The 13,573-nt window shown below is 72.4% G+C and carries 12 protein-coding genes and 1 riboswitch; of the genes, 1 reads left to right on the forward strand and 11 read right to left on the reverse strand.

Features of this window, described 5'->3' with window-relative positions:
* Positions 1-20: 20 nt before the first annotated feature.
* The 10 genes from ACFYYR_RS12240 to rpsB form a co-directional block, all read right to left on the reverse strand.
* Positions 21-1,061 (reverse strand): ABC transporter ATP-binding protein, encoded by a 1,041-nt coding sequence (locus ACFYYR_RS12240; protein WP_388850537.1) that lies wholly within the window; start codon positions 1,059-1,061, stop codon positions 21-23.
* Entirely contained in the window at positions 1,062-2,828 is a 1,767-nt protein-coding gene (locus tag ACFYYR_RS12245) for an ABC transporter permease (protein WP_388851345.1), read from the reverse strand.
* The gene (locus tag ACFYYR_RS12250; protein WP_388850540.1) at positions 2,804-3,910 is read right to left on the reverse strand and encodes a thiamine ABC transporter substrate binding subunit; all 1,107 of its coding nucleotides are present in this window, start codon (positions 3,908-3,910) and stop codon (positions 2,804-2,806) included. The genes ACFYYR_RS12245 and ACFYYR_RS12250 overlap by 25 nt, the downstream gene beginning before the upstream one ends.
* A gap of 109 nt (positions 3,911-4,019) precedes the next feature.
* A riboswitch (TPP riboswitch) is annotated at positions 4,020-4,126 on the reverse strand.
* Positions 4,127-4,183: 57 nt separating this feature from the next.
* Entirely contained in the window at positions 4,184-5,290 is a 1,107-nt protein-coding gene (gene rlmN, locus ACFYYR_RS12255; protein WP_351511506.1) for a 23S rRNA (adenine(2503)-C(2))-methyltransferase RlmN, read from the reverse strand.
* A gap of 75 nt (positions 5,291-5,365) precedes the next feature.
* Positions 5,366-5,902, reverse strand: coding sequence for a hypothetical protein (locus ACFYYR_RS12260; RefSeq protein ID WP_388850543.1), 537 nt, complete (start codon positions 5,900-5,902; stop codon positions 5,366-5,368).
* Positions 5,903-6,025: 123 nt separating this feature from the next.
* Positions 6,026-7,120, reverse strand: a complete 1,095-nt coding sequence (locus ACFYYR_RS12265) for a phosphatidate cytidylyltransferase (protein ID WP_388850546.1) — start codon at positions 7,118-7,120, stop codon at positions 6,026-6,028.
* On the reverse strand, positions 7,120-7,677 hold the full coding sequence (frr, locus tag ACFYYR_RS12270; protein ID WP_388850549.1) for a ribosome recycling factor: 558 nt from the start codon (positions 7,675-7,677) through the stop codon (positions 7,120-7,122). The genes ACFYYR_RS12265 and frr overlap by 1 nt, the downstream gene beginning before the upstream one ends.
* 151 nt (positions 7,678-7,828) lie before the next feature.
* A complete protein-coding gene (gene pyrH / locus ACFYYR_RS12275) occupies positions 7,829-8,596 on the reverse strand; it encodes a UMP kinase (RefSeq protein WP_388850552.1) in 768 nt (255 codons plus the stop codon).
* A 167-nt stretch (positions 8,597-8,763) separates the two neighbouring features.
* Positions 8,764-9,600 (reverse strand): translation elongation factor Ts, encoded by an 837-nt coding sequence (gene tsf / locus ACFYYR_RS12280; protein ID WP_351511499.1) that lies wholly within the window; start codon positions 9,598-9,600, stop codon positions 8,764-8,766.
* Positions 9,601-9,761: 161 nt separating this feature from the next.
* The gene (gene rpsB / locus ACFYYR_RS12285) at positions 9,762-10,652 is read right to left on the reverse strand and encodes a 30S ribosomal protein S2 (RefSeq protein WP_388850556.1); all 891 of its coding nucleotides are present in this window, start codon (positions 10,650-10,652) and stop codon (positions 9,762-9,764) included.
* A 686-nt stretch (positions 10,653-11,338) separates the two neighbouring features.
* Here rpsB and ACFYYR_RS12290 point away from each other — a divergent pair.
* Complete coding sequence (locus ACFYYR_RS12290; RefSeq protein ID WP_388851348.1) at positions 11,339-12,958, forward strand: peptidoglycan DD-metalloendopeptidase family protein; 1,620 nt, start codon at positions 11,339-11,341, stop codon at positions 12,956-12,958.
* On the opposite strand, the gene ACFYYR_RS12295 is transcribed toward ACFYYR_RS12290, so the two are convergent.
* Positions 12,948-13,505 carry a TetR/AcrR family transcriptional regulator gene (locus tag ACFYYR_RS12295; protein ID WP_388851351.1) on the reverse strand — a complete coding sequence of 186 codons (558 nt, stop codon included), beginning with the start codon at positions 13,503-13,505 and terminating at the stop codon, positions 12,948-12,950. The genes ACFYYR_RS12290 and ACFYYR_RS12295 overlap by 11 nt on opposite strands.
* Positions 13,506-13,573: the final 68 nt, after the last annotated feature.

Here is a 13,573-nt window from a genome sequence, read left to right on the forward strand (position 1 = left end):
CCCCGCCCCGGGACGTTCCGTCAGCCGCCGGGCAGCAGGACCACTTCGGAGGCGGTGAAGGCGGCGCCCACCTCCGTGCCGGGCTCCGGCGCGTCCCGCAGGGCGCACGCCGCTTCCAGGCGCGGGCCGCGCGCGGGCTCCAGCAGGAGCGTCACATGGGTGCCGCGGAAGGTCCGGGCCGCCACCGTGCAGGGCAGGCCGTCCGCCGCCGGGGTGAGCCGCACCCCGGCGGGGCGGACCAGCAGCCGGCAGGCGCCGGGCGCGCTGCCGGCCGGCACCGGCACCGTGCCCCAGGGGGTGTCGGCCGTCTCGCCGCGCACGGTCGCGGTGACCACGTTCTCGAAGCCCAGGAACCGGGCCACGAACTCCGAGGCGGGCCGCTGCCAGACCTCCAGCGGCGTCCCGGTCTGCGCGATCCGCCCGTCCCGCATCACCACCACCCGGTCGGCCAGCGCGAACGCCTCCGCCTGGTCGTGGGTGACGGCGAGCACCGTGGTGCCCAGCCGGTGGAACAGCTCGCGCAGCTCCACCACCAGCCGTTCCCGCAGACTGCGGTCGAGCTGGCCCAGCGGCTCGTCGAGCATCAGCAGATCCGGCCGCGGGGCGAGGGCCCGGGCGAGGGCGACGCGCTGCTGCTCGCCGCCGGACAGCGCGGTGACGGCCCGCCGCTGGGCGCCGGGGAGGCCCACCAGGTCGAGCAGTTCGGCGACGGTGCGCTCCTGTTCGGCCCGGCCAGCCTTGCGCATCCGGAGGCCGAAGGCGACGTTGCCGCCCACGTCGCGCTGCGGGAAGAGCTGGTGGTCCTGGAACATCAGGCCCACCCCGCGCCGGTGCGCCGGCGCCGCGGTGCGGTCCCGCCCCGCGAGGAACACCCCGCCGGCGTCGGCCCGCTGGAGCCCGGCCACCACCCGCAGCAGGGTGGACTTCCCGCTGCCACTCGGCCCGAGCACGCACACCGACTCGTGCTCGGCGACCTCCAGGTCCACCGCGTCCAGCGCGGTGCGGTCGCCGAACCGGACGGTCACCCCGTCCAGGCGCAGCATCGGGTGCGGCGACACCATCTAGAACTCTCCCGAACGGTCGATGCGGATACGTTCCAGCGCCAGCAGCGCGGTCGCGCACACCACCATGAGGACGGTGCTGAGCGCCATCGCCTGCCCGTAGTTGAGCTCCCCGGCGCGGCCCAGGAAGCGGGCGACCGCCACCGGCAGGGTCGGGTGGTCGGGGCGGGCGATGAAGACCGTCGCGCCGAACTCCCCGAGGGACACGGCGAAGGCGAAACCCGCCGCCACCAGCAGCGCGCGCCGCACCATCGGCAGGTCCACCTCGCGCCAGGCCCGCAGCGGGGAGGCGCCGAGCACGGCCGCGGCCTCCCGCAGCCTGACGTCGACCGCCCGCAGGACGGGCAGCAGGGTGCGGACCACGAACGGCACCCCGACCAGGGCCTGGGCGAGCGGCACCAGCAGCCACGAGGTGCGCAGGTCCAGCGGCGGCTCGTCCAGGGCGATCAGGAAGCCGAAGCCGACGGTCACCGCCGAGGTGCCCAGCGGCAGCATCAGCAGCGCGTCGAACCCGCGGATCAGCCGCCCGCCGCTCCGCGGCCCGGCCTGCCGCCGCCGGAACGGGCGGCCGACGCTCCCCGGAGCCCCTGCGCGGGTGAGCGCGGCGGCCGCGAGTCCGCCCACCACCAGGGCGATCCCGGTCGCCGCCAGGGCGTACTGCACCGAGTTCAGAACCGCCCGGAGCGGGGCGACGGCGAAGGTCCCGCCACTGGCGGCCGACGACTGCAGCGCCCGGTAGAAGGTCAGCCCGTACCCGTCGGGCCCGGCGAGGGACCGCTCCACCAGCACACCCAGCGGCAGCACGAGGAGCAGCCCGATGACCGCGACCACCGCCCAGAGCAGCCCCCACTGCCCCGCCCCATGAGGGCGCCGGGCCGTGGTCGCCGCGTCGACCAGCCGCAGCGCCGACTCCCGGCACCGCACCGTCCAGGCGTGCACCGCGAGGATCCCGGCGACGGCGGCGAACTGCACCAGGGTCAGCACGGCGGCGGTCGGCAGGTCCAGCAGCTGCGCGGTCTGCCGGTAGATCTCCACCTCGAGGGTGGCGTAGCGCGGGCCGCCCAGGATCTGGACCGCGCCGAAGGAGGTGAAGGTGAAGAGGAAGACCATCAGCGCCGCGGCGGCCACCGACGGGGCCAGCGCGGGCAGGGTGACCCGGCGCCAGGCCGCGAACCGGCTCGCGCCGAGCACCCGGGCCGCCTCCTCCTGGCCGGGGTCGAGCTGGGCCCAGAGGCCGCCCACGGTGCGGACCACCACGGCGTAGTTGAAGAAGACGTGGGCGAGCAGGATCGCCCAGACCGTGGTGTCCAGCCGGACGCCCCACAGCGCGTCGAGCATGCCGCCGCGGCCCAGCAGGGCGAGGAAGGCCGATCCGGCCACCACGGTCGGCAGCACGAACGGCACGGCCACGACCGCCCGCAGCAGCTGCTTGCCGGGGAAGTCGAATCGGGCGAAGACGTACGCGCCGGGCAGCGCGACCGCCAGGGTCAGCGCGGTCGAGGCCGCCGCCTGCCACCCGGTGAACCAGAGCACGTCCAGCACGTCCGGGTCGGTCAGGACCTCCCCGATCCGGCCGGTCCGCCACTGGCCGCCCTCCCGGAGGCCACGGCCGACGATGGCCGCCACCGGGTAGGCGAAGAAGAGCGCGAAGAACGCGAGCGGGACGGCCATCAGGCCGAACCGCACCGCGCCCCCGGGGACCGGCCGCCGCGCGCCGCGCCGGCCGGCTCCCCGGGGTCCGGCTACTTCAGAACGAGCGAGGACCACTGCTCGACCCACTGCTCACGGTGCCGGGCGATCTTCTGCGGGGCCAGGGTGGCCGGGTCGTCGATCTTCGCGCCGTACCGGGTGAAGATCCCGGGCACCTTCGCGTCCCGCAGCGCCGGGTTGACGAACATCCGCAGCGGCACGTCCTCCTGGAAACGCTTGGTCAGCAGGAAGTCGAGCAGGGCCTTGCCGCCCTTCTCGTTCTTCGCGCCGTTCAGCAGCCCGGCGAACTCGATCTGCCGGAAGCAGGTGCCGGTCGCGACGCCGGTGGGGGCCTGCTTCGGCTGCGGCTTCACGCCCATCGTCTCGGCGGGCGGGCTGGAGGCGTAGGAGACGACGAGCGGCTTGTCGCCCTTCCGTCCGGCGGCCGAGCCGGAGAACCGGTCGTTGTAGGCCTGCTCCCAGCCGTCGACCACCTCGACGCCGTTGGCCTTCAGCTTCTTCCAGTAGCCCTGCCAGCCGGACTCCCCGTACTCGGCGGCCGTGCCCAGCAGGAAGGCGAGGCCGGGCGAGGAGGTGGCGGCGTTCTCGGTGACGAGCAGGTTCTTGTACCGCGGCTCGGTCAGGTCGGCGAACGTCTTCGGCGGCGCCAGCTTCTTGTCGGCGAAGTACTTCCGGTCGTAGTTGACGCAGATCTCACCGGAGTCGACGGGGGTGACCCGGTGCTCGGCGGCGTCGAGCTGGAGCTTCCGGTCCACCCCGGCCAGGCCCTTCGCCTCGTAGGGCGTGAACAGGTCGTGGTCGAGCGCACGGGACAGCAGGGTGTTGTCCACCCCGAAGAAGACGTCCCCGCGCGGGTTGCCCCGGGAGAGGATCTCCTGGTTGACGGCGGCACCGGCGTCCCCGCCGGGCAGCAGCTTCACCGTGTAGCCGCTCTGCTTCTCGAACTGCTTCAGGACGGCCGGTGAGACGTTGAACGAGTCGTGGGTGACCAGCGTGACCGTCTTCGACGAGGCGCCGTTCCCGGAGTCCCCTCCGCCACAGGCGGCCAGGGCGGGTATGCCGACCGCTGCCGCGAGGACGGCCGCGGCGACTCTTCCGGTGGTGCTTCTGCTGGCCGTGCTTTTGCTGGTGGTGCTCACTGAGTTCCTCCTGGCTGCGTTCCCCGGAACCGTCGGCTCCGGACTCCCGCCCAGGAAGAGACGCGGCCCCGCCCGGTGCCGCGGAGCGCGGCCGGGCGAGGCGCAACAGCTTGAGTGGTGACCGAACTCCCTACGCCGGAATGACCCGGTTCAGGTTCGAGGGTCTGCGGCTCGCTGCCGCACTCTCAGCGCTGTGGCGCTCCCCTGTCGGAATCTGCATGTATTCGAACACACCCTAGCAACCGGCCCGGGTCCGCCCCGGGCCGGTTCCGGTCAGCGCTCGGAGGCGGCCAGCTGCCCGCAGGCCCCGTCGATCTCCTGGCCGCGGGTGTCGCGGACGGTCACCGGCACACCGTGGGCCTCCAGCGCGGCGACGAACGCCTTCTCGTCCTCCGGCCGGGACGCGGTCCACTTGGAACCGGGCGTCGGGTTGAGCGGGATGAGGTTGACGTGCACCCGGTTGCCCTTGAGCAGCCGTCCGAGCAGGTCGGCCCGCCACGCCTGGTCGTTGATGTCCCTGATCAGCGCGTACTCGATGGAGATCCGGCGGCCGGACTTCTCCGCGTACTCCCACGCCGCGTCGAGCACCTCGCGCACCTTCCAGCGGGTGTTCACCGGCACCAGGGTGTCGCGCAGCTCGTCGTCCGGCGCGTGCAGGGAGACCGCGAGCCGGCACTTGAAGCCCTCGTCGGCGAACCGGAGCATGGCCGGCACCAGACCGACCGTGGAGACGGTGATGCCGCGCTGGGAGAGACCGAGGCCGTCGGGCTCGGGGTCGGTGAGCCGGCGGATGGCGCCGACGACCCGGTTGTAGTTGGCCAGCGGCTCGCCCATCCCCATGAAGACGATGTTCGACAGCCGGGCGGGGCCTCCGGGGATCTCGCCGTCCCGCAGCGCCCGCATCCCGTCGACGATCTGGTGCACGATCTCGGCGGTCGACAGATTGCGGTCCAGACCGGCCTGCCCGGTGGCGCAGAACGGGCAGTTCATCCCGCAGCCCGCCTGCGAGGAGATGCACATGGTCACCCGGTCCGGGTAGCGCATCAGCACGGACTCCACCAGCGTCCCGTCGAAGAGCTTCCACAGCGTCTTGCGGGTGGTGTCGTTGTCGCAGGAGACGTGCCGCATCACGGACATCAGCTCGGGCAGCAGCTCGGCCGCCAGCTTCTCCCGGGCCGCGGCCGGGATGTCGGTCCAGTCGGCCGGGTCGTGGGCGTACCGCGCGAAGTAGTGGCGCGACACCTGACCGGCGCGGAACGGCTTCTCCCCGATGGCGGCCACGGCCTCGCGGCGCTCGGCGGGGCTGAGGTCGGCGAGGTGCCGCGGGGGCTTCTTGGCTCCGCGCGGCACGGCAAAGGTGAGTTCTCCGGGCTTAGGCATGGCCGTACCAGTGTCGCAGATCGCCGGAGGGCGTCCGGGCCGGGGCTCACCCTGGTCACGTGGACCCGCGGATGCTCACCGCCCGCTCCCACGGACCGGGTCGGCCGGAGGCCGGTCGGGGGGCCAGCCCATGGGCATGAAGCCCAGCGGCGCTATGTCCAGCGACCCGCGCATCTCGTCCGACGCCGCCTGCACCGCCTCGTAGAACCTCGTCTGCGCGTCACGGAACGGAGCGGAGTCGAGCCCCGCGCCCTCGGCCAGCAGATCGCGCATCCGGCGGCCCTGCCGGAGGGCGTGCACCCCGAGCTCCACGACCCGCGGGGGCGCCAGCATCGTGAGGCGGAAGCGCTGCTGGTAGAGGTCGGACCCGCTGAACGCCTCCATGATCGCGGCGGTGCGTTCGTCGATGCCGTCGTACATGCGTAACGAGGCCACCCGGATGCCCTCGTGGGACTGAGCGAGTGCGGCGAGGTAGTCCACGTACGACTCCCGCAGGATCTGGCTGCCCTCCTGCCCCAGCGTGCGCTTCCAGCGCGTCCGCTCCACCAGAGCGGTGGTGACCAGGCTCACCACCGCACCGACCACGATGCCCGCCAGTGTCTTCAGGTCCATGCCAGGCACCGTACCCGGGCGCCGCGCGTCAAGATCCACTTCTGGAGGGGGAGCCGGACGGACGAAGGGCCCGCCGCGAATGCGGCAGGCCCCTGTTCCGGCGGCGGATGCGGTGCGCGCCGCTCAGCCGGCTCCCACGAAGATCACCAGCAGCAGCCACACCACCGGCGCGGTGGGCAGCAGCGAATCCAGCCGGTCCATGATCCCGCCGTGGCCAGGCAGCAGCTTGCCCATGTCCTTGATGCCCAGATCCCGTTTGATCATGGACTCGCCGAGGTCACCCAGGGTGGCGCTGGCGGCGACCGCGAGGCCGAGCAGCAGCCCCTGCCACCAGCTGCCGCCGTCGATCAGGAACTCCATGAACAGGGCCCCGGCGACCATCGCGAAGGCCACCGCGCCGAACAGCCCCTCACGGGTCTTCCCGGGGCTGATCCGGGGGGCCAGCTTGTGCTTGCCGAAGCGCCAGCCGACGGCGTACGCACCGGTGTCGCTCACCACGGTGAGCGCCAGGAAGGTCAGCACCCGCCAGGCGCCGTCGTCGGCGGCCAGCATCAGCGCCACGAACGTGGCCAGGAACGGCACGTAGAAGGCCGCGAAGATCCCGGCCGTGACATCCCGGAGGTAGTCCTCGGGGGACTCCGTCATCCGCCAGACCAGCACCGCGAGCGCGGTGAGGGCCATCGCGACCCAGGCGCCCTCCGCACCCCGGACGTAGCCCGCCACGATCATGGCGACGCCGCCGACCGCGAGCGGCACCAGCGGCGTGCGGATGTCCTTCTTCTCGGAGAGCCGCGAGGACAGCTCCCAGAGTCCGATCACGACCGCCACCGCGACCACGCCGACGAAGAGCGCCTTCACGATGAAGAGCGACGCGATGATGACGGCGCCCAGGCCGACCCCGACCCCTATCGCCGCGCGCAGATCCCGGCCCGCGCGCTTCTTCTGCGGGGTCGGCTGCGGCTCGGCGGAATGCCGCGAATGCCTGTGCACAGGGTCGTCCTCCGGGCGCCGCTGCTCGTCGCGGAACAGGGGGCCGCTCAGCCGAGCGGCCCCCCGGTCACGGTCGTCCTGGTCTCCGCCGGGGTCGGGCACGATGGGCATGGGCCGAGTCTGCGCGGCGTCGGCCGCCGCGTGTGCGGGACCCGCCGAGACGGACACGGGCTCCGACGGTCCCCGTACACCGGTGCCCCGCGGGGCTCCCCAGGATGAGTCGTTCATCAGACCTCGAGCAGCTCGGCTTCCTTGTGCTTGAGCAGCTCGTCCACCTGGGCGACGTACTTCGCGGTGGTGTCGTCGAGCTCCTTCTCCGCGCGGCGGCCCTCGTCCTCGCCGACCTCGCCGTCCTTGATGAGCTTGTCGATGCTCTCCTTGGCCTTGCGGCGGACGCTGCGGATCGAGATCTTCGAGTCCTCGCCCTTGCCCTTCGCGACCTTGATGAACTCGCGGCGGCGTTCCTCGGTGAGCTCGGGGAACGTCACCCGGATGATCCTGCCGTCGTTCGACGGGTTGACTCCGAGGTCGGAGTCCCGGATCGCCTGCTCGATGTTGCGCAGCGCACTCTGGTCGAAGGGCGTCACGACCGCCATGCGCGGCTCCGGCACCGAGAACGACGCCAGCTGGTTGATCGGCGTCAGCGCACCGTAGTAGTCCGCCACGATCTTGTTGAACATCGCCGGGTGCGCACGCCCGGTGCGGATCGCGGCGAAGTCCTCCTTGGCGACCACGACGGCCTTCTCCATCTTCTCCTCGGCCTCGAGGAGGATCTCTTCGATCACCACTTGCTCCTGGTCTTGTGAGTGAGCACAGCCCCGCCCTGCGCTTCTTCTCCTGCACGGTGTCCGACCGGCAGGCCCTTGTCCATCCCCGGGCCGGGCTGTTCGTTACGGCCGGGAACTGCCCCTCCTGCCCGCGGTGCGGGACCGACGGTCAGGCCCGGGTCCCCTGATCGCTGACGAGTGTGCCGATCTTCTCACCCTTCACCGCACGCGCGATGTTGCCTTCGGTCAGAAGCTCGAAGACGAGGATCGGAAGCTTGTTGTCCATGCACAGGGTGATGGCGGTGGCGTCCGCGACCTTGAGGCCCCGGGTGATCACCTCGCTGTACTCCAGCGCATCGAACTTCACCGCGTCCGGGTTCTTCTTGGGGTCGGAGTCGTACACCCCGTCCACGCCATTCTTCCCCATCAGCAGCGCCTCGGCGTCGATCTCCAGGGCGCGCTGGGCGGCGGTGGTGTCGGTGGAGAAGTAGGGCATGCCCATGCCCGCACCGAAGATGACCACGCGGCCCTTCTCCAGGTGCCGCACGGCACGCAGCGGAATGTAGGGCTCCGCGACCTGGCCCATGGTGATGGCGGTCTGGACGCGGGAGTCGATGCCTTCCTTCTCCAGGAAGTCCTGCAGGGCGAGGCAGTTCATGACGGTGCCCAGCATGCCCATGTAGTCCGAGCGGGCCCGGTCCATCCCGCGCTGCTGGAGTTCGGCGCCACGGAAGAAGTTGCCGCCGCCGATGACGACGGCGATCTCCGCCCCGCCGCGGACCACGGCGGCGATCTCCCGCGCCATGGCGTGCACGACGTCGGGGTCGACACCGAGTGCCCCGCTGCCGGCGAACGCCTCCCCGGAAAGCTTCAGCAGGAAGCGTCGGCGTGTGGTGCCGTGGTCGCTGTTGTCGGCCTTGTCGGCGCCCTGATTCATGGAGATCTCCTCGTGCACATACGAGGAGGCCATTGCCGGTGGGTCTGTCGAGCCCTCTGCGGCAATGGCCTCCTCGTCACATCTGCGGTCGTCCGGCGCATAGGCGGCCGACTGCACCCGACCCTAGCGGGTCGGGCGTATTCCGTCGCTGAACGGAGCTGTTCGGGTCAGACGCCGACCCGGAAGCGGGCGAAGCGCTTCAGGGCGACACCGGCCTCGTCCAGGACCTTCTGGACGGACTTCTTGTTGTCCTTGGCGAACGCCTGGTCCAGGAGCACGTTCTCCTTGAAGAAGCCGTTCACCCGGCCCTCGACGATCTTCGGCAGGGCGCCCTCGGGCTTGCCCTCCTCGCGAGCGGTGGCCTCGGCGACGCGGCGCTCGTTCTCGACGGTCTCGGCGGAGATCTCCTCACGGGTGAGGAACTTCGGCGAGAACGCGGCGATGTGCTGCGCGATGTCCTTGGCGACCTCGGCGTTCTCCTGGTCCAGCTCGACCAGGACGCCGACCTGCGGGGGCAGGTCCGGGCTGGTGCGGTGCAGGTAGGAGGCGACGAAGCCGCCGGAGAACTGCGCGAAGCGGTCGAGAACGATCTTCTCGCCGAGGGTGGCGTTGGCCTCGTCCACGAACGCCTGGACGGTCTTGCCGGCCTCGATCTCGGAGGCGAGCAGGGCCTCCAGGTCGGCCGGGGAGGTCGCGGCGACGTGGGCGGCGATGGCGTCGGCGACGGCGACGAACTTGTCACCCTTGGCGACGAAGTCGGTCTCGCACTTCAGCTCGACCAGCACGCCGGACTTCTTGTCCTCGGCGATCCGGGCCACGACGGCACCGTTCTCGGCGCTGCGGCTCTCGCGCTTGGCGACGCCCTTCTGGCCCTTGACGCGCAGGATCTCGACGGCCTTGTCGACGTTGCCCTCGGCCTCGTCCAGCGCCTTCTTGCAGTCCATCATGCCGGCGCCGGTGAGCTCACGGAGCTTCTTGACGTCAGCGGCGGTGAAGTTCGCCATGGTCTGTCAATCTCTTCTCGAAAAGTCGATTGGATCTACGGGTGGACGGCGGGGGCACCCGGCCCCCGCCGTCATCAGCCGTGACGCTGCGGTGTCCCGGGCCGGAGCCCGGGCACCGCAGGCAGCGGTCGTCCGGGGAGCGGTCCCCGGACCTCGCGGTGTCAGGCCTGCTCGGCGTCCGCGGCGGGGGCCTCGGCCGGCTTCTCGGCGTCCGCGGCGGGAGCCTCGGCGGGCTTCTCGGCCTCGGCCTCAGCAGCGGCGGGCTCGTCGGCCTTCTTGTCGCCCTCGAGCAGGTCGCGCTCCCACTCGGCGAGCGGCTCGCCGGCCTTCTCGCCCGGCTTGGAGTCACCGGTGGCGGCGCCGGAGCGGGCGATGAGGCCCTCGGCGACGGCGTCGGCGATCACGCGGGTGAGCAGGGTGACGGAGCGGATCGCGTCGTCGTTGCCCGGGATCTTGTAGTCGACCTCGTCCGGGTCGCAGTTGGTGTCGAGGATCGCGACGACCGGGATGTTGAGCTTGCGCGCCTCACCGACGGCAATGTGCTCCTTCTTGGTGTCCACGATCCAGACGGCGCTGGGCACCTTCTGCATCTCGCGGATACCGCCGAGGGTCTTCTCCAGCTTGGCCTTCTCGCGGGAGAGAACCAGGAGCTCCTTCTTGGTGAGGCCGGAGGCGGCCACGTCCTCGAAGTCGATCTCCTCGAGCTCCTTCAGGCGCTGCAGGCGCTTGTAGACGGTCGAGAAGTTGGTGAGCATGCCGCCCAGCCAGCGCTGGTTGACGTACGGCATCCCGACGCGGGTCGCCTGCTCGGCGATGGCCTCCTGCGCCTGCTTCTTGGTGCCGACGAACATGATGGAGCCGCCGTGCGCGACGGTCTCCTTGACGAACTCGTAGGCGCGGTCGATGTACGACAGCGACTGGAGCAGGTCGATGATGTAGATGCCGTTGCGCTCGGTGAAGATGAAGCGCTTCATCTTCGGGTTCCAGCGGCGGGTCTGGTGCCCGAAGTGGACGCCGCTCTCCAGCAGCTCCCGCATCGTGACGACGGCCATGGCCGTACTCCTTGAGGTACTCGGTTTCACTGCGGCCGGGTGGCCGCTGTGCCTGACGCCCCGACGCGCCGTGCCACGGAAGAGATCTGCCGAGGACCGAGGGACGCGGCCGCGGCGCTGTCCTGGAGGACTCGATGCGCCGACGGCGGGGCGTGCGAAGTCGACCCGGTGACCCGGATCGCCACCAGAAGTGTACGGGACCGCCGAACCACGGTGCGACACTCGCCGGGCTCCCCACCGGGCACGGGAGCCGCCGGGGCGCAGCGGAAGGGCGCGGCCGGAGGCGAAACTCCCCCGCACGCGTGACGCGGTTGTCCACAACCGGCCGGTACTCCACAGATCCGCTCCATGATCCCCTCGCCACGGCGCAGCCGGTCCACAGTCGCCCCATGCGATCCGACGACCGTCCTCCGTTCCCGGCCCGCCCGGGGCCCTCCCGTCTCTCGTCGGCCGGGTACGGCCACCGGCCGGCTGTCTCCCCGTGGAGGCGGTGGGGCGCACGGATGCGGTGCGCGCACCGGATGCCGCGATCCCCACGGATGCCACCGACGCCACGGATGCCCTGGGCACCGACGCCACCCTTGCCCCGGGCGCAGCGGATGGCACCCCGATGCACAGCCACCGCCCCCTTACTGCTCGCCCTCCTGCTGCTGCCGACGCTCCTAGGACTCTCCCGCGTGGCGCTGATGCCAGGACCGCTCGGACTCGCACCGGTGCCGTCGGCACCGGCGGCGCGGCCACTCACTCCCACGGGTCGCGGCACGGCGCCGCTCGGCTGCTCCACCAGCCGCGAAACGGTCGGCACGGCCACCGCCACGGGCTCCGGGGCCACCGCGAACACCCCCCGGCGCTGCCGGCCACCCGGAGCAGGCGCCCACGGAAGCGCCGGTGTGCCGCGCTGTGCCTCCGGAGCGCACGCCCGCGCCCGGGGCGGGGAAGCTGCCCGGAGGATCCGGACACAGTGGGCCGCGGAGGGCGGGCGGGCCGGGCAGGGCGGATGGGCCGGGCGGCTTGCGGCAGGAACGACCGAGGCGGCCCCACCGGCCGGGCGGCCCGCCCCGCACAGGACCGTGGTGGCCGCACCGGCCGGGCCACGGGAACGGGCTTCCGACGAGCGCCGGCCGACACCGGGCGATCAGCCGGATCCGGCACCGGACGGTCCCGGTGCCGGCGAGCCGTCCATCGGCCGAGCGTGGCCGGTGGGCGGCCCGGACGCCGGCGCACGCCCCGAGGTCGTACGCGGCTGGGCTCCGCCGCCCTCGCCCTACTCCGCAGGTCACCGGGGTGTGGATCTGGCCGCTCGTCCTGGCGGGACCGTACGGGCGGCTGCCGCGGGCCGGGTGTCGTTCGCAGGGAGCGTCGCGGGCCGCCCCGTCCTGGTGATCGAACTCGACGGCACCGGCAGCCCACCGCTGCGCATCACCTACGAGCCCGTGCGCCCCACGGTCCGGAAGGGTGACCGCGTCACAGCAGGGCAGCCGGTGGGAACGCTGGACGGCCGCTCCCACTGCCCTGCCGGCTGCCTCCACTGGGGGTTGCGCCGAGGGGACCGCTACCTCGACCCGCTCTCCCTGCTTCCCGCGTGGATGCTGCGCGGCGGACCGTCCCGGCTGCTCCCCGTCTTCGGAGTCCCGGAGCCTCAGGGGACGGCACCGTCCGGCCACGGCCCCGCCCCTTCACCCGGGGCCGACCGTCCTGCGACAGCCCAGGGCAGCCATGTCCGTTCGGATCCCGGCGCCGGCCCCGGCTCGCGCAGAGCCGGGACGGACGGAGGCGGCGCACACAGGGCCGGCGCTGATACGGGTGCCCCGGACGCAGGTGGCGCGGATGCGAGCCGAGCGGACACCGGGCACACGGGAGCGAGCCTCGCGGGAGCAGTCCGCGGAGGCGCAAGCTTCGCGGGAGGAGGCTTCGCGGATGCCGGTCGCACCGGCGCAGGTCGCGCGACGGCGCACGGCACCGCTGACCGGCCAACCGCAGGGTGGGCGGGCCATCGGGCCACAGCGCCTCCCCATCCGACGGCAGGGCACGGCACCGGCGTCGCACGGGGTGGCGCACCCACCCCGCGGACGCCGCCGGAGCTCTCCGCAACCGGGCCGGACAAAGGCCTCCCCGGGGCGCTCCCCTTCGCCGGAGCACTGATCACCGCGGCATGGTGGGCCCATCGCCGGCTCAACGCCGGACCGCGTGGTCCGGCACCGGCCGCACCCCGGGAGACGACAGGCACGCAGGTGGGCGAACGAGCGTCAGGGAAGGCGCACCGTCAGGGCCCGGAATCCACCTCTGAGGCGGCCGTCAGCCCCTGACCCCACGCAGTGCCATCGAGACCGCGGCCTCGGTGATCTGTTCCGGGTCCTCGGCCGCGCCGAGCTCGATCCGCCGGACCGCCGCGTCGACGACGCCTTGCAGCAGCATCGCGGCCAGGCGCGGCTCCCGCTGTCCGAGCTCGCCGAGAGCCTCGACGATCATGGCGATCAGCCCGCCGTGGGCGGCACGGATCTTCTCCCGGGCGCCGGCGTCCAGTTCTCCCGCAGAGATCGCGACGACCGCGCGGTGACGGCGGTCCCCGACGAGGGCCAGCTGCTGCCGGACATACGCCTCGATCTTCCCCTCGGCCGTGCCGGCCCGCTCCATGGCGGCCTCGACCTCCGCCGCCCAGACCGGGAAGTCGACCGCGCAGAGCTCTTCGACGACGGCCGCACGGGAGCGGAAGTACTCGTAGACGGAGGACCGCGCGAGCCCGGTGCGCTCGGCGAGGGCGGGGAAGGTCAACGCCTCCGTACCACCTTCGGACAGGAGGGATCGGGCGGCGTCCAGCAGGGCGCCGCGCTGCATGGTCCGGTGCTCGGCCACGGAGGCCGCTCGAATCCTGGGCACCCCACCACTCTACGGACGGCGCGGCGGGCGCCGCACTCCACACC

Origin of the sequence: Streptomyces sp. NPDC001922, from assembly GCF_042891165.1 — a bacterium.
Taxonomy (GTDB): Bacteria; Actinomycetota; Actinomycetes; order Streptomycetales; family Streptomycetaceae; genus Streptomyces.